Source organism: Mesorhizobium sp. M1273, from assembly GCF_040318195.1.
Lineage (GTDB): Bacteria > Pseudomonadota > Alphaproteobacteria > Rhizobiales > Rhizobiaceae > Mesorhizobium.
Genome location: NZ_JAMYLV010000031.1, coordinates 21853 through 44610, shown reverse-complemented (window position 1 = coordinate 44610; position 22758 = coordinate 21853). Strand labels below are relative to the sequence as shown.

The window sequence follows — 22758 nt, the reverse complement described above, 5'->3', positions numbered from 1 at the left end:
AGCACCAGCCATAGACGTGGCGCTGAGGAGCGTTGGAAGGATCGGGCCCTTCCGGCCATGCTCGAGCGGTAGTGTAGGACACTGCTTGCTGGCGACTACGGCCAAAATGGAGTGCGCCAGCTGATCGGGGCTTAACAATTTTTCGCTTTTTGCTGCGCCCAAGTCTCGGCTATGAGTCGGGCAGGCCTAATGGCCTGCCCACGTTGCAATTGTTAAGGAGGAACACGTATATGCCTACTGGAACGGTAAAGTGGTTCAACAGCACCAAGGGGTTTGGATTTATCCAGCCCGACAATGGCGGTCCGGATGTTTTCGTCCACATTTCCGCTGTCGAACGCGCGGGCCTCTCGACCCTCGCTGACGGCCAGAAGATCAACTATGAGATCGAGCAGGATCGCCGCACCGGCAAATCCTCCGCTGGCAGCCTCAGCAAAGCTGGTTGAAATTTTCTCCTGCGTCCTGGCAAGAGTGGGCGCGTAGGTCCGGAGGTCCTCACGGCCGCTCGATAGGAGCGAGCAAAAACTGAGGGCAGCAGATTGCTGCTGGCGTCGCGAATTCCTCATGAAACAAAGTTGTTTGAAAGGAAGGCGGGGTTGGCCCCGCCTTTTTATATGACGCGCAGATTAAGCCGATGGCTGCAACGCTCCAGAACGAATCTCGATTGCCGAAATCAAGCCGCGACCTTCTTGCGGGTTCGCTTCGTCGGCGCCGGCTCCGGCGCTTCCAGCGCTTTCGGTTTGCGGCCGAGCCCCATTGTCTTGGCCAATGACGAGCGCGCCGCGGCGTAGTTCGGCGCGACCATGGGATAATCCGCCGGCAGGCCCCATTTGGCCCGATATCCATCCGGCGTCAGCCCATAGTGGGTCGACAGATGGCGCTTTAGCGATTTGAATTTCTTCCCGTCCTCAAGGGAGATGATGTAGTCCGGTGTCACCGACTTCCTGATCGGGACTGCAGGCGTAAAGGCAACCGGCTCTTCTGCAGAGACACCTTCCGCCGTCCCTTTCAGAGCCGCGTGCACTTGGCCGATGAGGGCAGGGAGATCCCCCACCGGGATCGGATTGTTGGAGACATAGGCTGAGACGACATCGGCCGTGAGCTCGATGAGGGTGTTGATGTTTTTTTCGGCTTCTTCTGTCATGAAACTCTCCAGGCGGCGTGAAACACAGTCGGCGAAGCGTCGCTTCATAGTGGCGGTCGCCGCTTAAAGCAACAAATGTCTCGACACGATTATTGCGATGCTCGTCCAGCGAGATCTATGGCGCGGTTTCCCGCCGTCGTGACCGTTGATCCGTCCGTTGTTGGCGACCTGCCGCGGTCCTTGCGCATTTTCAGGCGTCTCGACCGTAAGCTTTGCGCCGAAATGACCAGTAATCTCGAAACGAAGCGGGCTATTTCTGTTTCGCCATCCTCTCTTTGGCTGTGAAATCGGTGGCAGAGCAGTGGCCGCTTCCTGGTGGCGCGTGGAGGAACTATCAAGCGTGGATTCGCAATGGTCGAAACGATGTAGATTCATCCGGTGAGCCGCTCTCGCAGCAGGATGTTAGGGATTGGACCGCTGGTAAACCGAGGACATCACGCCGCTGCTTTGCTATTGAACCGCTATCGCTGTGACAACACATTCCGCAATGGTGGGCGGGTGTAGAGGAGGCGCCTTACGCAAACTAGCGGTTCAGCAGGTCGGGAGGAACGCATGAGCTCAGGGACTTTCAGCAGCCCACTTTTCGTAAGGCGTGCAGCGCACATCGTGCAAGAGATTGCCAGTCCTGCGGATGCTATCGATTTTCTCAATGAATGGCCAGAAGATCGCAGAGACCGGATCTACCAAGCCGCCCTCAGGGCGTGCTTTGATGCATACAACGGACGAAAACCTGCGAGCGCAGCGCGCAAGACTTTTTTCCGCTTTGCGAAACAGGTCGTCATATTGGAAGATGCAACCTCCGCGATGCAATGGCTCGCTGCCTGCATGTCGGACAGTGGAAAAGCGCAAGTATAGGCGTCGTCAGTCGGTGTGATGCTGGAGCGGGTACGCCGATGGGGTTATTGTATCGAGATTTCGCCGGCATCTGGAGCGTACTATAGCCTTGCGCGCTATGACGATGTTAATCATCTTGTTGTTATTGTAAATCAGCTTCTCGCGACAGGACTGCAACGCTTCCGGTGTGAAAATCACTGCGTGGGACTTGGTTCTCTCAAATTCATGACGGTAAATTGCCCTGCAATTATCGCAAAGCAGTTGTCCCATGAAGCTGATAAACGAGGCCAAAATTGTGCTCCGTCGTCTGCCAATATTCGCTCGATGGAGGCTATAGGCCTCACAAGCCAATCAAATCAGCTACTTGGGCGCCCTTTGAAATTCGTTAATTTCGCTCAGCCCAAACGGCCCTCCACGTCGAAAGTAAGATTGTCCCGCAAAGCGTGCTACAAGACGCGATCCCGGATCGATTTGGGCCAACGTCGATCTGGCGAAGGCACGCCGGAAATCGAGCCGGACCTGCAGCGGAACAGATAACCCGAACCGAAATCTGAGACAGCTGGCGGACCCGATTTCTTCATGGTAGAAGGCGCAGAGAGAACCGGAGCACGGCTCCGGCGCCGCCGCTTGCCGAGCAGCGATCCTCCGGCTCCCTGAAATCCAATCGAGAAGAGCGTTCACTTCCGAGACGGTCCCATCTCTGCCGCGAAAACAGGTGTCAGACCCCGGTCCTCTCCCGCAGCTGATCTAGCGCAGGGCGTTCATGAGCCGCATATCCCAGAGTGGCTGCGTGCACGATGCAGCGAGATCATTTATGAAAATCCTATTTAGTACGATGGCTGTCCCCTTGCTGGCAGCCACCGCTTTTGCTGCGGATTCGATCCCCGCAGACCTCAGAGAAACGGCACTGGCCACCTTCAGGGCTTTGCCATCCACCACGCCGGCAGTCGCCAACAACCCGATCACCCCGGAAAAGATCGCTCTCGGCAAGGCACTGTTCTTCGATCCACGCGTTTCTGCGTCAGGCGTCTTGTCGTGCAACTCGTGCCACAACCTGGCCACCGGCGGCGACGACAATCACGAAACCTCGATCGGCCATGGTTGGCAGAAGGGACAGCGCAACGCGCCGACTGTACTGAACGCTGTCTTCAACATCGCCCAGTTCTGGGATGGTCGTGCCGAAGACCTGAAGGCTCAGGCGAAGGGACCGGTCCAAGCCGGGATCGAAATGGCCAATACACCGGGCCAAGTCATCACCACGCTCAAGTCCATGCCGCAATATGTCGAGTGGTTCGATGCAGCTTTTCCGGCTGAAGCCGATCGGGTCACCTTCGACAACCTCGCCAAGGCAATCGAAGCCTTCGAGGCGACACTGGTCACGCCGGCCCCCTTCGACAGCTTCCTGAAGGGCGATGACGCCGCCATGACTTCCGAACAGAAACAGGGCCTGGCGCTTTTCATGGACAAAGGCTGCTCGTCCTGCCATGGCGGTATCAACGTTGGTGGGCAAGCCTATTACCCATTCGGCCTCGTGGAACAGCCCAGCGCCGAGGTCCTGCCGGAAAAAGACAAGGGCCGATTTGCGGTCACCAATGCAGCCGACGATTCCTATGTTTTCCGCGTGGCGCCGCTGCGCAACGTTGCACTCACCGCGCCATACTTTCATTCGGGCAAGGTTTGGGATCTGAAACAGGCCGTTGCCATCATGGGAACCACCCAGCTTGGCGTGGTACTGGCGGACGAAGAAGTCGACCTGCTTGTTGCCTTCCTCAACTCGCTGACCGGAAAGGCACCCGAGGTCGCCTATCCCATCTTACCCGCCGAAACGGCGACAACACCCCGGCCTATAACGCAGATCTTAGGAAAATAAACGGCCAGCTGACTGCGGAACATCGCAATTGACAATGATTGCGACTTTTACTGGACGAGACGAGTCGCGACGTCCATGAGAACGCAAATGGCTCGTTTCCAAAGTGCAGACACTGCTTCCGTCACCAGCTCGTTGCGATGGAATCATGTTTGGGATCTGGCGTGCGACATGCCAAGGAAGGCGTCTGACGCATGAGGCTCGCGCGCTGTCGATACCGCGCGGCGGCCGGCCATCGCGCTGGCGGCCGAATTGCCGCGCGCCGAAGTGATCGGCCCCCTTAGGGCGAAGGGGCAGCCACTCCGTCCTCCATGTCCAGCGATTCTTCGACTGCTTCCGGATTCCGGGCGATGGTCCAAAGGAGAGTATTCGCCGCTGCATCCGGTTTCGAGCGACCTTGCTCCCAGTTTCGAAGCGTTGCCAGATCGAGGCCATACCTCACGGAGAATGCCTCCTGAGAGAGCTTCGTGCGATCCCGGACTTCGCGAACACTTATCGGCCGCGGCGCATGAACCTTCGCGATCACGCCTGCGGACGACAGTTCATTCTTCAGTGCCAATAGGTCGTCGACGCAAGGAACCGTCACGAACGCCTTGCCGTGATCGACCATCTCCGTGAGTATCGCGTGGGCCGTCCTGAGCGGCAGCTGTCTCTTAACGAGAATCCGGGCGGCCTCAGGAGTATTCGCGCCGTGAAGAAAACTGAGACTCAGTCGGACGGGAGAGCCTGACGACACCGGGACGACGTCCCGGGTTCGCACCCGTTGTCCGTACCGCTCCATGAATTTCGATTTAGTCGACATTAAGCTTCTCCGCGATCACTCGACCGAGCTTGCGCAATTTGGACCATCCCCACTGGAAGCATCGCGATAAAAGTACGCCAAACAACGCTAAGGGAGAACAAGCAGTGATCTGATTTCGTTCGACGCTCGTTTTCGAGAGCCGTTCTGGGTCGTTCGCAATCAACTGTGTAGGCCAGCGGAGCGAGCAAGGAGCGCCAGATCCGGACAGGGCTGAGTGGGGTGTTTCTCCGAAAGGTGGGCCATGCCCTAAGGGACACGAGATGTAGTGGACTCGTCGATCCGCGCGGTTTCGATTCGCGCACCCGGGCACAACGCTTGGATAAGTCCCATCAAATGCTCTCCGGTGGCCGTCATCTGTATAGCTGACATTGGGCCGAGGGCTTCCAGCACGAGCCACATGGCGCGGGTATCGACCGTGACCCATGGTGCGCCGCCCCTGCCGCCAGTTCCAGCGGCGGCACGTGAGACCGGAATCGTCGCACCAGATGACTTCGCCCGGTTCGGGATGCTCGGTTACCATTTCACCTTGCTGGATCGTGTCGAATGGCTCCGCTCCCTTCGCAATTAAAAGTCTCGGGACCCCTGGTAGAGATCGAGATCTTCCCCGCCAATCGGAACGCCGTACAACACGCTGACGGCATTGTAGGCATCAACCAGTGGGGAAATCCGCGGGAGAGAGCCATCTTTCCGCACCCGCTTGAGAAGCGCGGCGGCCGAGCACGGCGTTCGATTGGCTTTTGTGCCGAAAGCCTGGTAGGCAACGGCCCACGCCGCAAGATGCGCGTCCCTTTGGGCGTCATCGCGAAGCGCCGCCTGTTCCGCCGCCGCAATCGTATCGTTCAACGCCTGTGCATCCGGCACGTCGATTTCAGCGTTCCGCACCACAATGCTGATCAGATGAAAATCCCGGTAGCGGGCCTTGATCTCGCGGCAATCAATGGCGTGAAAGACATGGGATGCTCTTTTCTCATGGGGAGGCTTTGCGCTGCGCGGGTGGTTCGGGAAATGTTTCAAGAAAGGTGCTTGAAGAGCGTCCAGATCTTCTGGCGTCGCCATGGTGCATGCCGCACCATGCGCTGGATAATTCCATCATTCGGCGGTGGACAAGGCCTGATAGAGATCGTCGATTATGTCTTGCGGGTGCTCGAGCCCACCTCGGCCGGCAACAAGCTACGCCTCCTCCAGATCCTCCATTTCATAGGAGGCAGCGGGCGCGATATGGATGTGAAGCAGCTTTCCTTGCCGGGTCATGCATCGCTTTCGGAATTCGTCTCGCACGAAAAATCTGCCGCCAAACTGGCCTGATCAACAGCATGGTACGGCGTTTTCCCAGTCCAGTTGGCTTTGCAACGAAACGCGGTTCAGCCCAAGGGTCGGTTTCCTCGCCAGCACGCCACGTCCCCGCCGTTTTAGCCACCGTGTCCCGGCAACGCGTCTTGTACCTGCCTGACAACCGCTCGCAGGACCTCAACGCCCTTCTCGATCTGCCGAATGCTCAAAGCGGCATAGCCCATGACAAGCCCCACGCGATCGATGTGGCCTTCGTCCGACTGCCGCTCGTAAAGGGGCGAGATCAGGTGTAGCCCCAAACCCGCACGTCGGGCGGCTTCGACCAGTGCCGTTTCCTGCGATCGTGGCAGGTCGTTGAACCAGACGGCGACGTGCAGTCCGGCCTCTGCTCCCTGGACAGCGATGCGACCTCCGAAGCTGCGCCGCAAGGCGCCCAACAACGTCTCCCGACGCTCGCCGTTCAGCCTGCGCACGCGCCGCACATGGCTTTCGTAGCCGCCACTTTCGATCAAACAAGCCAGAGCCTCCTGTTCAGCCACCGGCGAATGCCGGTCTGCGAATTGTTTGGCGGTTGCGAAGACCTCCTGCAATTCCGGCGGGACGACGAGGTAGCCGATACGCAGCATCGGCGAGAGCGTCTTGGAGATCGTGCCGAGGTAGATGACAGCCCCGTGGTCCTCGAGACTGTGCAGCGGAGGGACCGGATTGATGTCGTAGCGATATTCGCTGTCGTAGTCGTCCTCGATCACATATGCGTTGTCGTGCCGCGCCCATTCCAGAAGCTGATGGCGGCGCGCGATCGGCATGACGCCGCCCAGCGGAAACTGATGCGATGGCGTGACATAGGCCAGTCGCGCCCCGATCCCCGCCAGCAACTCCGTCTTCATCCCGTCCTCGTCGACGGTGACCGGGATGGGCGAGGCACCCGTACTGGCAAAGACCTGACGCGCCATCCTGTAGCACGGGTCCTCGATGACGAAGCGGTCGGCGGGATCGAGAAGCAGGCGCGCGCACAGATCGAGGCCCTGCTGCGAACCGTTGACGATGATGATCTGCTCGAGGTCGCAGCTCAGGGTTCGGGCGCGCCAGAGATAGCCCTGGAGCGCCTGGCGCAGCCGGCGCGAGCCGCGCGGATCGTCATAGGCAAGACGCAACGGGCGCTGCCCCATCGCCTCGTTCATCGCACGTTTCCAGACCAATGCGGGGAAGTCTGACGACGCCAGGTCGCCATAGCGGAAATCGACCTTCAGCCCAGTCGGCAGATAATCCGGCCAGGGCGGCGTGACGCGCAGTCGGCCGCCATAGGCGGACAGAAGAACCGAGCCGACCCGTTTCGCAGGCGTGCGGCTTGTCTCAGGACCGATCAACGAAGATGCAACGCGGGGTCGTGCGCCTTGACGGACGTCGATGAAACCTTCCGCGGCCAGTTGCTCATAGGCGACTGTCACCGTCGTTCGCGAAACCCCAAGGTCATTTGCGAGGCCTCGGGAGGAAGGCAGCTGACTGCCGGTTTCGTAGACACTTCCGAGGATCTGCTCGCGAAGAGCCTCGTAGATCTGGCGTGCACCCATCGCGTGCGTGCGACCTGCAGAACCGGCACTTGAAGACTGGACCATTTCATTCATCGCCAACTGGATATTTCACATTGGCCAGTTTGCCGTCAATCTTTCGGAAACCCAAGAAAGATCTCAGAGGCCGAATGACCCGCTCCTATCAATCCGAAACCGATGCTCTCACGCGGTCACTCAACGACACCGGTCCCGGATTCGCCACTCGGGCGATCCATCATGGCTACGATCCGGCCGGCTTTTCCAATGCCGTTCAGCCGCCAGTCTTCTTGACCTCGACCTATGGATTCGAAAGCGTGGCAGCTAACGAGGCCGCCGCCGCGCTTGGCGGAAGGCTCTATGCGCGCGAATACAATCCGACGACGGAGATCCTCGAACAACGGCTTGCCAATCTGGAAGGAGCCGAGGCAGGTCTGGTCGTTGCCTCGGGGATGGCGGCTTTCGGGACGCTGATCCTGTCGCTCCTGTCCCAAGGGGATGAACTCATCGTCCACAGGACGCTTTATGCGAACACGCTTGCCATGGTCGAACAGGCGGTCCCCCGCTTCGGCATCAAGGTCGTCGCGGTCGACCTGTCCGATCCTCAAAATCTCGATGCCGCGATCACCGAGCGGACCCGGCTTGTTTTCTTCGAGACGCCGGTGAATCCGCTGAGCCGCATCCTCGACATCGCTGCCATTGCCGAGCGCGCCCACGCGCGCGGTGTAAAGGTTGCAGTCGACAGCACCTTCGCCTCGCCCGCGCTCCAGCGGCCGCTCGAACATGGGGCCGACCTCGTGCTCCAGTCCCTGACCAAATACATCAATGGGCACGGCGATGCCCTTGGCGGGGCCATTCTCGGCGACGCGCAAACGCTCCGCACGCTGCACGAAACGGGCCTGCGCTACATCACCGGCGCAGCGCTCTCGCCCATGTCAGCCTTCCTGATCCTGCGCGGTCTGAAGACGCTCACGCTGCGCATGGAACGGCACAGCGCCACTGCCCTTGCGGTGGCTCAGGCGCTCGAGGCGCACCCGGCGGTGGCATGGGTGAGTTATCCCTTCCTCGACTCGCACCCTGATCAGGTGACGGCGCGAAAGCAGATGTCCCAAGGGTCGGGCATGTTGGCCTTTGGCCTCCACGCTGGGTTCGAGGGCGCGCGGCGGATGATGGACCGGCTCAACCTGATCACCCGGGCTGTCAGCCTCGGCGATGCCGACAGCCTCATCTATCATCCGGCAAGCCTGACCCGTGCTCGTCAGCCGATCCGCAAGGATGCGCATCTGGCCGATGGAGTCGGCGAGGACCTCATGCGTCTCTCGGTGGGTCTTGAAGACGTCGATGACCTAATCGCCGACCTGCGGCGGGCTCTGGACGCCTTGTGATGACCTGTCGTCCGGCCAGTCCTGCGCTCACGCACAAACCTGGAGCCTTGCCATGGCATTCCTGAGCGGTCTTTCCGCGTTTCCCATCACGCCCGCCGATCGTGACGGCCGCGTCGATACCGTTGCTCTGCGCAAGCTGATTGCCAGGCTTTGCGCCGCTCAGGTCGATTCCATCGGTCTTCTCGGCAGCACCGGCACATACATGTATCTGACGCGCGAGGAACGGCGACGGGCGCTCGCCGAGACCTTGGACGAAACCGGGGGACAAATGCCGGTCGTGGTGGGTGTGGGCGCGCTGCGCACCGACGAAGCAGTGAGGCTCGCGCAGGACGCCAAGGCCCTTGGGGCTGCCGCGGGGTTGCTTGCCGCCGCCTCTTACACCCCGCTCACTGATGACGAGGTGTTCGAACATTTCTCGACGGTGGCGTGCGAGAGCGGCCTGCCGATCGTCGTCTACGACAATCCAGGAACGACGCATTTCCATTTCACCCCAGCACTCGTCAGCCGCCTGGCAAAGGTGCGGGGGATCGTCGCTATCAAGAATCCGACAGACAAGGGCGATGCGATCAAGAGCCATCTGGCCGACCAGAGGCGCACTGTGCCGGAAGGGTTCTCGATCGGCTACAGCGGCGACTGGAACGCCGCAGAGGCCATGATCGCCGGCGCTGACACATGGTACAGCGTCCTCGCCGGCATCCTGCCCGAGGTCTGCGTGAAGATCGTCACGGCGGCGCAGCAGGGCGATGCGGCCGAAGCGCGACGGATCGATGCCACGCTTGCGCCGCTCTGGAGCCTCTTCAAGGAGTTCTCGAGCGTTCGCGTCGTCTATGCACTTGCCGAATTGCTCGACATTTGCCGTGCCGACCCCCCGCGTCCCATCCTGCCTCTGCCCTCAGCAGCGAAGCGCCAGATCGCCGCCGCGTTGGAACGCTTACCATCGGATGTCAACCGGTGAATAGCGAACCCGGCGGCCAGTGAAAGGAACTGTCATGTATTTACCCGCGCATTTCGATGAACCGAGCCGAGAAGTCCTCTACAAACTGATCGAGAACAGTGCACTTGGCATGCTGATAACCCATGGCCGGAGCGGTCTCGACGCCAATCACATCCCCTTCGAACTCGACACGTCACAGGGAGAAAACGGTACCCTTTACTCCTGCGCGATTAATACACGTGCCGAAGGAAAGTGCACATTCTCGCTCGAGTGACTTATTTCAAAGGATGTGATCGCGTTTTGGCACATTCACGGCCGACATGCGGCAGCCGGTCACTCACCACATGGTGAGCAACCAGGAAACCCTCCGGCCTACACTTTCTACCGGAGCGCACGTGCTGCATCGACCATGTTCATCAGGGCAGGGCGGACCTCCTCCCATTTGCGTGTTTTGAGGCCACAGTCCGGGTTTACCCACAGTTGGGAATCCGACAGTCGCTCGCGGGCAAGCATGACGAGATCCGAAATCTCGCCGACTTCCGGGACGCGTGGTGAGTGAATGTCGTAGACTCCGGGACCGATTTCGTTCGGATATTTGGAGCTCGTGAAGGCGTCCAGCAGTTCCATCTTCGAGCGCGACGTCTCAATCGAAATGACATCCGCATCCATTTCAGCGATCGCGTCGATGATCTCGTTGAACTCCGAGTAGCACATGTGGGTATGGATTTGAGTCGCGTCCTTTACACCCGTTGAAGCGATCCGGAAGCATTCGACAGCCCAGTCGAGATAGTCGTTCCAATCAGACTGGCGCAGTGGCAATCCTTCGCGAAACGCGGCCTCATCAATCTGGATCATCCTTGCGCCGGACCATTCGAGATCCGTCACCTCGTCGCGGATGGCGAGCGCGATCTGGCGGCATGCTTCGGAGCGGGGTACGTCGTCGCGAACAAAAGACCAGTTGAGAATGGTCACCGGGCCTGTGAGCATTCCCTTCACAGGGTTTTCCGTAAGCGACTGGGCGAATTGCCACCAGCGCAGCGTCATCGGCTTGGGTCTCGATACGTCGCCGAAGATGATGGGGGGGCGCACGTAACGCGACCCATAGCTCTGCACCCAGGCATGCTGGGTGAAGGCGAAGCCGGACAGCTGCTCGCCGAAATGCTGTACCATGTCGTTTCGTTCGAACTCACCGTGCACCAGCACGTCCAGCCCGATCTCTTCCTGCCAGCGAATTGCAGCCTCGATCTCCTTCTTCAGGAAGGTCTCGTAGTCGACATAGCTCAGCTGGCCCTTCGCATGAGCGGCCCGCGCCCTGCGTACCTGCGGCGTCTGCGGGAAGGACCCGATGGTCGTCGTCGGGAACGGCGGCAGCCCGAGCGTGCCGGCCTGGACTCTGGAGCGCTCGGCAAAAGCGCTCTCTCGTCGCTTCATGCTGTCGTCAATGGTGGCGATCCGCCCCTCAACCAGCGGGTCATGGATCTTCGTGGATGTCACGCGAGTGGCGGCAGCCTCGGCAGACGCTTTCAACGCGCCTGCCACCGCATCCCTGCCTTGGGACAGGGCCCGGGCAAGCAACACCAACTCGTCGGTCTTCTGGGCCGCGAAGGCGAGCCACGACCTGATGTCCGCGTCGAGTTCCGTCTCCATGCGGAGGTCGATCGGCACATGCAGCATCGAGCAAGAAGGCGCGATCTCGACGCGGTCCAAGGGCCAGCCGGCGACGATCGGTTTGATGCGGTCGAGAATGGCGGGCAGGTTCGCACGCCAGACGTTGCGGCCATCGATCAAGCCAAGCGAGAGCACCAGATCCTTCGGTGCGAGCCGACCCACCGTTTCCAGCTGCTCGGGAGCGCGCACGAGATCAATATGCAGCCCGGCCAGGGGCAGAGAAACCGCGGTTTCGAGATTGTCTCCCAGCGGCCCGAAATAGGTAGCCAGCATGATCTTCAGCTCGGGCGCGGCTTTCGACAGCTGGCCATAGGCGAATTCGAACGCAGCTCGTTCGTTCGGGTTCAGATCGAGGACAAGCGCTGGCTCATCGATCTGCACCCAGTCGGCTCCAGACAGCTTCAGCCTCTGCAGGAGTTGCTCGTAGACGGGCAGCAGCCGCGGCAGGAGCGCGATGGGATCGAATCCTTCGGCAGGCGATTTCGCCAGCTTGAGGAAGGTGATCGGTCCAAGGATGACTGGGCGTGTGTGAACGCCGAGAGCTTTAGCCTCGATGAAGTAATCGACCGGTTTCGTCGACGAGAGGGCGAACGTCTGATCATCGTTGAGTTCCGGCACAATGTAGTGATAGTTGGTGTCAAACCACTTGGTCATTTCCATCGCGGTTACATCAGACCGATGAGCCGCCTGCTGGTGACCAGCGTGTCGACAATCCTCCGTCTGACCCTGGTTGCCCCGCGCCATTGCGAAGTAGATGTCAAGTGGAACCTCGCCGCTATTCCAGCCGTAACGGGATGGAACGGCGCCGACCATGGCTGCGGTGTCGAGCACATGGTCGTAGAGCGAGAAGTCGTTCGACGGGATTTTCGACACGCCGCGATCGTGCTGCTCCTCCCAGCTAGCGGCACGGAGCGCCTTCGCGGTCGTGAGAAGGTCGGCAGCGGACGACTTTCCGGACCAGTAGCTTTCAAGCGCGAATTTCAGTTCTCGCCGACGACCGAAGCGGGGCACGCCGAGCGTTGCTACAGGAATTTGCTGAGAGACAGTCATGCCAGACCCCGATGGTTGGGGCGTCGGTGACAAGGAAGGCGCTAGCAGGCCGGCACGAACGCCAGGCTGCAGCGGCCACCGAGACACCCCGCCCGTGGACGTAATTCGCCGTGGCAGGTCTCCTGGCTCGCGGGGTCATAGCCTCTACCCGTCTTCCCAAGGCTATTCGCCTCAGTGACATGAGTGGGGTTGGCTCGCCGCTAACAGTTGCGGGGGCAGCGCCGGCATCGCATCGGCTTCCCTCTTAGCTCCGCTGCGGCAGCGCCGTACGGAGAACCACGACGCGGGAGACAATTACAGCAGTTCGCTTCTTTGTCAACGCCGCATAAAGAAATGTTTATGTCGTTATGTTAAATTTCCGTTGGCATGTTCCAAAGGTCGCCTCGAAAGCGAAAACTGTGGAAGCCTTGAGCGGCCGGTAAATCAAAGCAATGACGCACGGCGCCCTTGTCCAGGAGGATAGGAGTTCGTCGGCTGCCGGCAGCAAACATACCGGCAAGCGCCGTGGTGCTGCTTAGCGCATCATGCGAACCACCTCGGCGTCGAACTTCGGCTCCGAGGTTCCGACCGCTTCGTTGGTGATCTGCTCGCGACCATATTCGGCTCAATGGCGAGGCTGTTGCCCATGTGGAAGCTGTTGGCCGTGAGCCCTCGGTGATATGACACAACGATTTCGGGGGGAGCACACCGAGGCCAGGCGCAGCGGCGTGTTGCGAAGTGATCGAGGCCAATGTCTCGAACTGCTTGTTCGCAGCCCACCGGCTCAAGGTAACCCGGCTCAAACCACCGGGCCAGCTCAAGTCCTGTCCAAATGAGGCCTGAGCGGCAAATCGTCGTGCACGCGCACGGTTTGGCGTTCGATCTTGTGATGCGTCTTGGGCGGACAATCGCCACGGTGCAGCGCGCAGAAGCGGTCCCCAATTGGGAAGCCGAGGGCGGTGAGGGCAAGCCAGCGCCACAGGCGGAAGGGGACTTGGACCTGTTTGCCCTGCTGGACCACAAGTTCGCGACACAGGGCCTCAAGGAGAAGACCAAGAGTGATTATGCGCGGGACCTCGCCAAATTCATCAAAAGCAGCGGGCAGTCAAAGTTCGGCGCCGATTGACATGGAGATAGCCATCGCGGCGGACCGCCCAGGCGGACCGCAAGCCGGAATACAACCGGGTGCAGGCGGCCAAGCTCGTCCACAAGATGGCGTCGGGCACACACCGGCGATGGGAGAGCGGACCGTGGAGTGCAGGAACTTTACGCCTATCCACGCTCCCGTGGACGTGTCCTGCGGCACATCGGCAGCGATATTGAGGAGGCAGTTGAGCTTCTGGTCGAGCACTCTTACCTGCCGCTACCTACGCTTAACGTCATCTCGTACTGAAAACGCACCACGCAAGGTCGAGATGTAACATGCGCCCTTCGTGGATGGTTCTAAGCTTCCTCGGGCGCGGTCAATCTGTGATAACGGTCGCTTGGAACCTCCATCACCGCGACGCGATCAAGGTTGGCGTATCGCGCTCGGTAGTAACCTTCTTCCTCCACTTCGGCGAAACTACACTGGGGAACGTCAAAGGTCGCAGCTTCCAATCCGAAGAAAGTCGTAGCGGTTTCTTCATCCAAGAAGTTCCACTCATCTTCTCCGTCGTCATATGTGACGCGAACATAGGAGGCCATGCGCACGGCTTCCTGATCACCCATCTCTGCGATGATGGCATCGCATTCTTTCTTCAGCTTTCCTGAAACCTCACCCTTATCCCAGTCATCCAAAGCCCGATAGATTTCTGGATGATAATACTCTGGCATCTCCTCTACATCTTCACCGATAAGCTCAATGGTGCGGACATATTGCGGATTTATCAAGAGTATTTTGTTGTCAAGGCTCCAACAATACAGCCATGGCCTGCTTGTGTTATTTCTACGAAGATTATGAAGTTCCTTCAACTGACGTAAAATCGATTCACGCGCCTTTTCATCGATAGGATATTGGCGGCTGCCAACAGTCGTCTTGATTCTGAGCGTGCCGTATCGCGTTTCGGCATCGGCAATTGCAAACGGGCTCGTGCGCCACTCCTCGACATCAATCTTCCAGCCCAGCAGCTCCTCGACCGTGCATTTCAACGTGAGACAAAGGTCCTTGATCTGCTCGACGTTCAACTGCGTTTTGCCTGTTTCCCAACGGGCCACAGTCTGTTGCGTCGTTGCCATCTGCTCTGCCAAATCTTTTTGAGTCATGCCCAGTCGAACCCTAAGCTCTTTCATGTTCATAACTCACCTCGCGTGTTCAACACACGCATTGTGGATGAATTAATCTAATCGTCAAGCGTGTTCAAAAATCGCAGCATGTGTTTTTAGGGCGTCTTCGAGGCTCCGGCAGCCGTTCGTGACCACTTGCGCCAGACACAGGGCTGGTACACAGCACGAATGGGGCGATCAAAAATTACTGCTGAAATTCAGATAATTATTGTGGGCGAGTCTGGATCTCTCTGATCGACACGATAGTCGACCATCACCATGATCGGACCGCTTCGTGGCCGCAGGTCAAGTTGCAGCGTCGGTTCGCTGAACTTGTTGGTCGGATCCAGATTGAGCGTTTCAAAATCCGGCTGACGCAGAAGGATGCCCATCAGTCCCCCAATGACAAGAACCAGCTGGCGGACGAGCAAGGCTCCCGAAACACCTTGGACATCCGCCAGTTCGCCCCAAAGCCAGCTTCCCGCCGCCATGCCGCCGTACGTGGCCGTCTGATAGAGAGAGGGCGCGTCCAACCACCCACCGCGGCGCCGAAAGCTGCACTGTGACGTTAAACAGCGAGAATGATTGAATCCAGGCCGCACCGGCTGGCATGAGGTTGAGACAGCTCAGCCCAACGTGCTCGCTCCATGCCCGAAAGAAGCAGCTGATCGCCAATACAAAGAACGCACCGCGAATGACCCATTCGTTGGAGAGAACTTCTCGGACCCGCCCGCTGAGGAGCGCGCCGCAAATCGCTCCCAGGCCGAAGAAGCCGAGCATCACGCCGTAGGTGACTGCGGTCCCTTTGATCTGTTCGGGAGCGACCAACGGCAGGAGAGCCAAAATGACAACGGCGGTGAGGCCGAAAATGAAACTCCGGCACATCACCTTGAGAAGGTTCGGCGACAAGAGCACGTAACGGAAGCCCGCCGCCATCGCACTGCCGAAAGCCTCCCGCGACAGCGCTTGTCGTGCCCGTTCGGCTTTCCATCGCAACAGCGCAGCGATCAGAGCGAAGTAGCAAAGGACGTTGAAGAGGAACGCGAAGGCCGCACCGGCTGTGGCCACGATTAGGCCGCCAATCGCCGGCCCGATGCTGCGCATGAGATTGTAGCTCATGCCGTTGAGCGCAACCCCGCTTGGCAGGTGTTCGCGAGGCAGGATATCTCCCATGGAGGCTTGCCAAGAGGGATCGTGCAATGCCCAACCACAGCCGATCAGGAAGGTGAGAGCCAGAAGGGTCCAGGGTGTCATTTCCCCCGCATAGGTCAGGAACGCCAGGAAGGCGGATACGCAGACCATCAGCTGTTGCGCAGTCAACATGATCCGGCGACGGTCAAAGTTGTCCGCGAGCGCTCCCGCCGCGAGCGAGAAGATCATATAGGGGAGGGTGGTCGATGACTGGACGAGCGCCACCATTCCATGGGAGGTGGCGATGCTCGTCATCAGCCAAGCCGCCGCCACACCTTCCACTAGGGTGCCAAGGTTCGAAACGAGTGCAGCCGACCATAGCGAACGGAAGGTCTTGTGCTGAAAAGGAACCAGTGAAGATGTTCTCTTCGCCATTGTGGGAAGCTTCGGGACGACCGCGGGGCTGGATTTGGTTCGCCTCACTCAACCATGGCCTCGCCATACAAGCCAAGCTGCCACAGTGGCGCGCCTGCTAACCCAGAAAACTTGGCGGCCTTAACTACCCCCTGAGGAGTGTCTCTCGACATTCCTCAGGGAACTCGACGCGAATGTCTGCAATATCCGCTAAGCGGGCAGAATTTCTGCGACAGCATTTGCTGAAACCCTACTTTACAACAGTGTGGCGCTTCCGGCCGAGCGAAAGCCGGATCGGGAGGTCTTGGGAAGATATCATTGTATCAACGTCGACAACGTTGCCGTTGATCCGCACACCTCGTCCCGAGATCGCCCTTCGCGCTTCCCCTTTGGAGGAGGTCAATCCGGCGCGTACCAGCAAATCCACAAGGGCTACTCCGGCCAACCCCTCGGCGTCATTTAGATGAAGCGTCGGTAGCCCCTCTGCGGCTTCGCCCTGCCCAAATGCTTGGCTAGCCGTGGCCTCCGCCTGTTTGGCGGCGTTAGTTCCATGTGCCAGGGCCGTAGCTTCGTTGGCGAGACGTTCTTTGACGGCGTTTAGCTCGGTTCCTTCAGCCTGTCCAAATCGCTCGATCTCGTTCATCGGCAGATCGGTGAAAAGCTTCAGAAACCGAACGACATCAGCGTCTTCCGTGTTACGCCAGAATTGCCAGTAATCGTATGGCGAAAGGCGATCTTCGTTGAGCCACACAGCTCCGGCAGCCGTCTTACCCATCTTGACACCTGAAGGAGTCTTCAGAAGCGGCGTAGTCACTCCGAAGACTTCCTTTCCATCCGTCCGCCGTATCAAGTCGATGCCATTGATGATGTTCCCCCACTGGTCGGCTCCACCCATCTGCAAACGGCAACCGGTCCGGCGGGTTAGCTCAAGGAAGTCGAACGCTTGGAGGATCATGTAGTTGAATTCTAAGAAGCTCAGATTCTCCTGCTTTTCCAGCCGCGACTTCACACTGTCGAAAGAGAGCATCCGATTGACGGAGAAATGCCTGCCGACGTCTCTCAGCATGTCGATCCAACGAATGCTGTCCAGCCAGTCGGCATTGTTCACCATCACGGCATCCGTCGGGCCGTCTCCGAAGACAAGGAGACGGCCAAAGACCTTTCTGATCCCTTCAATGTTGGCGGCGATCCGCTCGTCCGTCAGCATCGGCCGCGCGTCCGAACGGAAGCTGGGATCGCCGATGCGGGTGGTCCCACCCCCAATGAGAACGATGGGTTTATGGCCAGTCTGCTGAAGATGACGAAGCGCCATGATCAGAAGAAGATGGCCGACATGAAGACTGTCAGCCGTCGCATCGAAACCAGCGTAAGCGGGTACGATGCCTGCTTCAAAGGCGGCATCGACACCCGGCAGGTCGGTCCCTTGATTTACATAGCCGCGCTCAATGAGCGTCTTCAAAGCCGCCGAATATGGTTTGGAATGACCGGTTGATAAATCGGGAAGTGCCATAGGGAATCCTCCTGGTATTGCCGCCAGGGGGTCCTCTCAATGAACAAAGCCGCCTGACGGCGGATTGTTTCAAGGCATGATCGAAACGCGCCGCTCCTTATGGAAGCGTCGCATAATAGATTGCAGCGATGAGCGCGGACTTGATCATGTGCCGATGCATAAAGGACTTTATCCGCACCTGCAAGGCAATCTGAAATGGCTACTTCGGGGAGCTGCCGAGCCTTTGTCGCGACGATTTGCAACTGACTTTTGCACCTCGCAGAACTCAACTTTTGCGACAACATTTCCTGCTTCCCGCTTTCCTTCTGATGTCGAGCCCAGCGCGCTTCACCTGCGCTTCGCTGCAGCCGGTCAGCTTTGCCGTCCTGCTGATACTGTTGCCGCCAGACCGGAAGACAATAATGCGTTCGTGTGTCACCAAGTCAGCTTGGCCTCCGGCGGGGCGGCTTATCCGGATGACTGCACGTGATCAGTTGCTGGTTCAAGACAGAGAAGAAGGCCTGCATCGCCTTTGCCGATGTTCAAGGTCAGTTCAATGTGGGTAATTTTCCGACGCCGTATTGCGCCACCGGCAAAAACGGCGTGAATCCTGAAACCTACGCCTGCAATTGGTGTGAAGCAGGCGAAAAGGGCTGCAGTGGCGGCGATTTCATCGAGGAAGGTTTGCGGCGGCGGCAGCGACACCGTTTTCTCGCGTCAGCAAATCCCGCCAAACCATTACCACCCCTATTGCGACCACGATATTCAGGGGCCGTACCGGAACCACGAGGGTCCTTACCAGGCGTGTCTCGCCACGCAAACCACCACCCACAATGGCATGGTGTTTGCCCTTAGAGCCTGACCCGAAACTCGGTTTTGGGGATGGAAGCGGTTGAGTGGCCCCGTCCGTTGTGATTCGCTTGAGTTGTCTAGACTTGAACGGGATAACGACATGGGTTGGACGGAGACCACCCGCCGGCGATATTGCCGCGCGGGGCAGCGAGATGCAAACGCGTTGACGGACAGGGAATGGGCGTTGCTCGAGCCGTTCCTGCCGGGAACGAAGACAACGGGACGACCGCGGACGACAGAACTTCGGGCGGTCGTGGACGTGCTCCTCTACATCGCCTGGACCGGCTGCCAATGGCGGGCATTGCCGGATCGGTTCCCGCCGGTCTCGACGGTTCAACGCTATTTCTATGCCTGGCGGGACAACGGGCTGTGGAAGACCATCAACTTCCACTTGGTGGCTGCGGCACGCCTGGCGCTTGGTCGCGAGGCGAGCCCGAGCGCCGGTGTCATCGACAGCCAATCGGCAAAGACCACGGACGTTGCCGGTTTGCGTGGTTACGACGTCGGCAAGAAGGTCAAAGGCCGCAAGCGCCATATCATTACTGCCACAGAGGGACACTTGGTCGGGCTGACGGTGCACACGGCCGACATCCAGGAAGGCAGTCGGCGTCATCGCCTCCATTCGACGGCTTTCTCCCTGGTTGCGGCATCTGTTCGCCGACGGCGGCTATGCCGGAGAAAAACTGTCGCAGGCACTGGCCAATCTCGGCACATGGACCATCGAAATCATCAAGCGCTCCGACGCGGCCAAGGGCTTTGAGGTGCTGCCACGACGATGGGTCCTCGAGCGAACTTTCGCCTGGCTGGGACGTTGTCGCCGGCTCGCCAAAGACTTCGAGGCGACCATCGCCAGCGCCGAGGCATGGATCTTCATCGCCTCGATCCGCCTCATGCTTCGCCGCATGGCAGCTCCACGTCGTGCGTCGAGTTTCGAGTCAGGCTCTTACAGGCATGCGCAGGACGCGCGAAGCCGCTCAAATCTCCCCAGATGGGTCAGCCATCGAAGACCGGCATCACTTGCCCGTTGAGCGGCTATACGATAATGCTCCGCGCTAAGCAGGAAGCGCCAAAAATTCGAGCGGCGACTTCATTCTCCTATTCAGGAAGGAACTATGAGGCGGCAGACGCGACCATTCACCGTGGAAGTCAAACAAAAGCGCAATTATCAAAAATCCGCACGTTCCATCTGGGGCAATTTCGACATCGCCGCGGCGATGGCCGAGACAACAAAGGAAGTCGAGCCGTTAAATCGTCAGCTTGTTGACTCTACTGTAGTGGCCCTTGATGCTGAACCTTTGCAAAAACCGCGAGTGGAGCATTTCATGGCCAATCCCCTGGAAACCGAGTCAGCAGTAGTTCCTAGCGCACCGGCAGACAAAGCGGAAACGCCAAAACCGAAGACGAGAGCGCGGCGGTCCAGGAAGCCAGAAGCTGAGGCGAGCGCGCCTGCCCGCAAGGAGGGCGCCAAGCCGATATCCGCGACCACTGAAGCACCGCCGTCAGCGCGAACAGGCCGAAAGAGCTACTCCGCGAAGGATCGTGCCCAGAAGCTGGCGCAGATCGAGACCTCGATCGGCGGCGGCGCTACTCTCAAGAGCGCGGTGAAGCAAGCCGGCATCTCGGAACAGACATATTATCTTTGGAAGAAGGCGGCGGCGCCGGCGGCGGACAGTGACGGGCTGAAGGATCTCGTCGCGCTCGAGGAAGAAAACAAGCGGCTAAAGAGCCTGCTTGCCGATCGTCTCCGCAAGGAGAATGCGGAACTGAAGAAAAGGCTCGGGCTGGATTAAGGAGGGTGGGCAGCTGGTCTTGGCTCGCCACCTACAGTAATCCCGCCTGCTCCGCCTCTCGGCGCAGATTCTGCCGTGGCCTTGGGCCGATCTGCTGGATGACCAGCCCGGCCGCCAGCGAGCCGAGATCGCCGCACTGCTTCAGGCTGCGGCCTTGCGTGTAGCCGTAGAGGAAGCCGGCGGCGTAGAGGTCGCCGGCGCCGGTGGTGTCGACCAGCTCGCGGATCCTGGTCGCATTGATGGTCACGGTCTCGTCGCCGCGCACGATCACCGAGCCCTTTTCCGAGCGGGTGACGGCGGCGATCTTGCAATCCTTGCGGATCTGGGCCAGCGCCTCGTCAAAGGATGCGGTCTGGTAGAGCGACTTGATCTCGTGGCTGTTGGCAAAGACGATATCGACGGTGCCGGAGCGCATCAGATCGAGGAATTCGTCGCGGTAGCGATCGACGCAGAACGAGTCCGACAATGTCATCGACACTTCGCGCCCGGCGGCGTGGGCGAGCTTAGCCGTCTGCCTGATCGCCTCCTTGGCGCGCGGCGGGTCCCACAGATAGCCCTCGAAATAGGTGACCGCGGCGCCCGACGCCTTGTCGGCCTCGACGTCCTCCGGGCCGAGCTCGACGCAGGCGCCGAGATAGGTGTTCATCGAGCGCTCGCCGTCCGGCGTGACGAAGATCATCGAGCGCGCTGTCGGCGGTTCGCCGTTAAGCGGCCTGGTGTCGAAGGCGACACCCTGGGCATGGATGTCATGCGCGTAGATTTCGCCGAGTGCGTCGTTGGAGACCTTGCCGAAGAAGGCGGCGCGGCCGCCGAAGCTGGCCACGCCCGCCGCCGTGTTGCCGGCGCTGCCGCCCGAGGCTTCGATGGCCGGGCCCATGCGGCTGTAGAGCAGTTCGGCGCGCCTCGTGTCGATCAAATTCATTGCGCCTTTGATGATGCCGTTGGTCTCCAGGAACGCCTCGTCACACTTGGCGATGATGTCGACGATGGCATTTCCGATACAAAGCACGTCATAGTCCGGCATCAATTCATGTCTCCGCCAAAAACCCACCGGCTTTCTGCCACGCCGGGCGCGCGCGGGTCTGGCCAGTGGGAATGGGCTTTGCGCTTGCCAATCCGTTCGGCGCCAGCCCTCACGGGGCGGCAAGTCCTGCCTCGCGACGCAATTCGTCGGCCCTGTCTGTCTTCTCCCAGGTGAAATCAGGCTCTTCACGGCCGAAATGGCCATAGGTCGCGGTCTTGCGGTATATAGGGCGTAAGAGATCAAGCATCTTGATAATGCCCTTCGGTCTGAGATCGAACAACTCAAGAATGAGGCGCTCGATCCTTCTTTCCTCAACCCTCGCTGTTCCGAACGTGTTGACCATGACAGAAACCGGACTGGCCACGCCGATTGCGTAAGCAAGCTGCACCTCGCAGACGTCCGCAAGTCCGCTAGCGACGATGTTCTTTGCGACATACCGGGCCGCATAGGCAGCTGAGCGGTCAACCTTGGACGGGTCCTTGCCCGAAAAGGCGCCGCCGCCGTGACGACCCATCCCACCATAGGAATCGACGATGATCTTGCGTCCAGTGAGACCGCAGTCGCCGCGCGGCCCGCCGACTACGAACCTCCCCGTCGGGTTGACCAGAATTCTGATGCCTTCCGTCTCCAGGTGGGTCGGCAGGACAGGCTTTATGATTTCCTCAATGACGCCCTCGCGGACCGTCTCTTGCGAGACCTGCTCGTCATGTTGGGTCGATACGACGATGGTATCAAGGGCGACCGGGCGCAACCCCTCATAGCGCACTGAGACTTGGGATTTCATATCAGGACGCAACCAGCCAAGCTGTCGTGCTTTCCGGACATCTGCCTGTCGTTTCGTCAAGCGATGCGCGAGCTGGATCGGCAAAGGCATCAGGGTATCGGTTTCGCGGCATGCGTAGCCGAACATGAGGCCCTGATCTCCCGCTCCCTGCTGGAGGTCCTGCCCTCGTCCCTCGTCAACGCCCTGGCTAATGTCGGGAGATTGCTCGGTGAGTGCATGAACGACGGAGCAACGCCGGCCGTCAAAGCCGACAGCCTCATCGTCGTATCCAATATCGAGAATCGTATCGCGCGCAACTTGGCTATAATCCACCCGCGCATCGCTAGTAATCTCGCCAGCCACAACGACTATCCCTGATTTTACCAACGCTTCACAGGCGACGCGTGCCTTGGGATCGGTGCGGAGGATGGCGTCGAGGATGGCATCCGAGATGTTGTCGGCCAACTTATCCGGGTGTCCCGCGCCAACCGATTCGGAAGAGAACACGAACTGCCTAGCCATGAAATGCCTCGTTTCGGGTGTTAGAGTTGTAT

General features: G+C 59.4%; 19 protein-coding genes, 3 pseudogenes and 1 riboswitch. Of the genes and pseudogenes, 10 read left to right on the top strand and 12 right to left on the bottom strand.

Annotation, left to right across the window (positions count from 1 at the left end):
• Window positions 1–230: 230 nt before the first annotated feature.
• Window positions 231–443 carry a cold-shock protein gene (locus tag NKH30_RS25575; RefSeq protein WP_023679670.1) on the top strand — a complete coding sequence of 71 codons (213 nt, stop codon included), beginning with the start codon at window positions 231–233 and terminating at the stop codon, window positions 441–443.
• Window positions 444–670: 227 nt separating this feature from the next.
• Here the strand turns inward: NKH30_RS25575 and NKH30_RS25570 are convergent, their stop codons facing one another.
• Window positions 671–1141 (bottom strand): Ros/MucR family transcriptional regulator, encoded by a 471-nt coding sequence (locus tag NKH30_RS25570; RefSeq protein ID WP_352997455.1) that lies wholly within the window; start codon window positions 1139–1141, stop codon window positions 671–673.
• Between the two features lie 552 nt (window positions 1142–1693).
• On the opposite strand from NKH30_RS25570, the gene NKH30_RS25565 reads away from it, so the two are divergent.
• Both NKH30_RS25565 and NKH30_RS25560 read left to right on the top strand, forming a co-directional pair.
• Complete coding sequence (locus NKH30_RS25565; RefSeq protein WP_352997454.1) at window positions 1694–1996, top strand: DUF982 domain-containing protein; 303 nt, start codon at window positions 1694–1696, stop codon at window positions 1994–1996.
• A gap of 793 nt (window positions 1997–2789) precedes the next feature.
• Window positions 2790–3845, top strand: coding sequence for a cytochrome-c peroxidase (locus NKH30_RS25560; RefSeq protein WP_352997474.1), 1056 nt, complete (start codon window positions 2790–2792; stop codon window positions 3843–3845).
• 277 nt (window positions 3846–4122) lie between these two features.
• Here the strand turns inward: NKH30_RS25560 and NKH30_RS25555 are convergent, their stop codons facing one another.
• The 4 genes and pseudogenes from NKH30_RS25555 to pdxR all read right to left on the bottom strand — a co-directional run bounded on the left by NKH30_RS25555 (window position 4123) and on the right by pdxR (window position 7550).
• Entirely contained in the window at window positions 4123–4644 is a 522-nt protein-coding gene (locus NKH30_RS25555) for a helix-turn-helix domain-containing protein (RefSeq protein WP_352468280.1), read from the bottom strand.
• Between the two features lie 564 nt (window positions 4645–5208).
• A complete protein-coding gene (locus NKH30_RS25550) occupies window positions 5209–5700 on the bottom strand; it encodes a B3/B4 domain-containing protein (RefSeq protein ID WP_352997453.1) in 492 nt (163 codons plus the stop codon).
• Between the two features lie 117 nt (window positions 5701–5817).
• Window positions 5818–5895 (bottom strand): annotated as a pseudogene (locus NKH30_RS25545) (MOSC domain-containing protein); the annotation flags it as partial.
• Between the two features lie 158 nt (window positions 5896–6053).
• A complete protein-coding gene (pdxR, locus tag NKH30_RS25540; RefSeq protein WP_502911518.1) occupies window positions 6054–7550 on the bottom strand; it encodes a MocR-like pyridoxine biosynthesis transcription factor PdxR in 1497 nt (498 codons plus the stop codon).
• A gap of 83 nt (window positions 7551–7633) precedes the next feature.
• Between pdxR and NKH30_RS25535 the strand changes: the two genes are divergently transcribed.
• Genes NKH30_RS25535 through NKH30_RS25525 form a run of 3 tightly spaced genes read left to right on the top strand, consistent with a single transcriptional unit; the run spans window position 7634 to window position 10074 of the window.
• Window positions 7634–8866 carry a trans-sulfuration enzyme family protein gene (locus NKH30_RS25535; RefSeq protein WP_352997452.1) on the top strand — a complete coding sequence of 411 codons (1233 nt, stop codon included), beginning with the start codon at window positions 7634–7636 and terminating at the stop codon, window positions 8864–8866.
• A 52-nt stretch (window positions 8867–8918) separates the two neighbouring features.
• Window positions 8919–9821: a dihydrodipicolinate synthase family protein gene (locus NKH30_RS25530; RefSeq protein WP_352997451.1), complete on the top strand. Its 903-nt coding sequence runs from the start codon at window positions 8919–8921 to the stop codon at window positions 9819–9821.
• A 34-nt stretch (window positions 9822–9855) separates the two neighbouring features.
• Window positions 9856–10074: an FMN-binding negative transcriptional regulator gene (locus tag NKH30_RS25525; RefSeq protein WP_352784046.1), complete on the top strand. Its 219-nt coding sequence runs from the start codon at window positions 9856–9858 to the stop codon at window positions 10072–10074.
• A 107-nt stretch (window positions 10075–10181) separates the two neighbouring features.
• Here the strand turns inward: NKH30_RS25525 and metE are convergent, their stop codons facing one another.
• The gene (gene metE / locus NKH30_RS25520) at window positions 10182–12518 is read right to left on the bottom strand and encodes a 5-methyltetrahydropteroyltriglutamate--homocysteine S-methyltransferase (RefSeq protein WP_352997450.1); all 2337 of its coding nucleotides are present in this window, start codon (window positions 12516–12518) and stop codon (window positions 10182–10184) included.
• 95 nt (window positions 12519–12613) lie between these two features.
• A riboswitch (cobalamin riboswitch) is annotated at window positions 12614–12814 on the bottom strand.
• 554 nt (window positions 12815–13368) lie between these two features.
• Between metE and NKH30_RS25515 the strand changes: the two genes are divergently transcribed.
• Window positions 13369–13623, top strand: coding sequence for a hypothetical protein (locus NKH30_RS25515; protein ID WP_352468275.1), 255 nt, complete (start codon window positions 13369–13371; stop codon window positions 13621–13623).
• A gap of 317 nt (window positions 13624–13940) precedes the next feature.
• Here the strand turns inward: NKH30_RS25515 and NKH30_RS25510 are convergent, their stop codons facing one another.
• From NKH30_RS25510 to tyrS, 3 genes and pseudogenes are all read right to left on the bottom strand, one after another.
• A complete protein-coding gene (locus tag NKH30_RS25510; protein ID WP_352566750.1) occupies window positions 13941–14774 on the bottom strand; it encodes a helix-turn-helix transcriptional regulator in 834 nt (277 codons plus the stop codon).
• A gap of 212 nt (window positions 14775–14986) precedes the next feature.
• A pseudogene (locus NKH30_RS25505) lies at window positions 14987–16307 on the bottom strand (MFS transporter); the annotation flags it as partial.
• Between the two features lie 229 nt (window positions 16308–16536).
• The gene (gene tyrS / locus NKH30_RS25500; RefSeq protein WP_352997449.1) at window positions 16537–17796 is read right to left on the bottom strand and encodes a tyrosine--tRNA ligase; all 1260 of its coding nucleotides are present in this window, start codon (window positions 17794–17796) and stop codon (window positions 16537–16539) included.
• 76 nt (window positions 17797–17872) lie between these two features.
• Between tyrS and NKH30_RS25495 the strand changes: the two genes are divergently transcribed.
• Complete coding sequence (locus NKH30_RS25495) at window positions 17873–18265, top strand: hypothetical protein (protein WP_352997448.1); 393 nt, start codon at window positions 17873–17875, stop codon at window positions 18263–18265.
• Here the strand turns inward: NKH30_RS25495 and NKH30_RS25490 are convergent.
• Window positions 18244–18480, bottom strand: a complete 237-nt coding sequence (locus tag NKH30_RS25490; protein WP_352997447.1) for a hypothetical protein — start codon at window positions 18478–18480, stop codon at window positions 18244–18246. The genes NKH30_RS25495 and NKH30_RS25490 overlap by 22 nt on opposite strands.
• Window positions 18481–18727: 247 nt before the next feature.
• On the opposite strand from NKH30_RS25490, the pseudogene NKH30_RS25485 reads away from it, so the two are divergent.
• Both NKH30_RS25485 and NKH30_RS25480 read left to right on the top strand, forming a co-directional pair.
• Window positions 18728–19535 (top strand): annotated as a pseudogene (locus NKH30_RS25485) (IS5 family transposase); the annotation flags it as partial.
• Between the two features lie 204 nt (window positions 19536–19739).
• A complete protein-coding gene (locus NKH30_RS25480) occupies window positions 19740–20417 on the top strand; it encodes a transposase (RefSeq protein ID WP_245274818.1) in 678 nt (225 codons plus the stop codon).
• A 31-nt stretch (window positions 20418–20448) separates the two neighbouring features.
• Here NKH30_RS25480 and NKH30_RS25475 read toward each other — a convergent pair whose 3' ends face one another.
• Together NKH30_RS25475 and metK are read right to left on the bottom strand one after the other, a co-directional pair.
• Window positions 20449–21441: an adenosine kinase gene (locus NKH30_RS25475; protein ID WP_352997446.1), complete on the bottom strand. Its 993-nt coding sequence runs from the start codon at window positions 21439–21441 to the stop codon at window positions 20449–20451.
• A 109-nt stretch (window positions 21442–21550) separates the two neighbouring features.
• Window positions 21551–22726 carry a methionine adenosyltransferase gene (gene metK / locus NKH30_RS25470; RefSeq protein WP_023679684.1) on the bottom strand — a complete coding sequence of 392 codons (1176 nt, stop codon included), beginning with the start codon at window positions 22724–22726 and terminating at the stop codon, window positions 21551–21553.
• Window positions 22727–22758 lie beyond the last annotated feature (32 nt).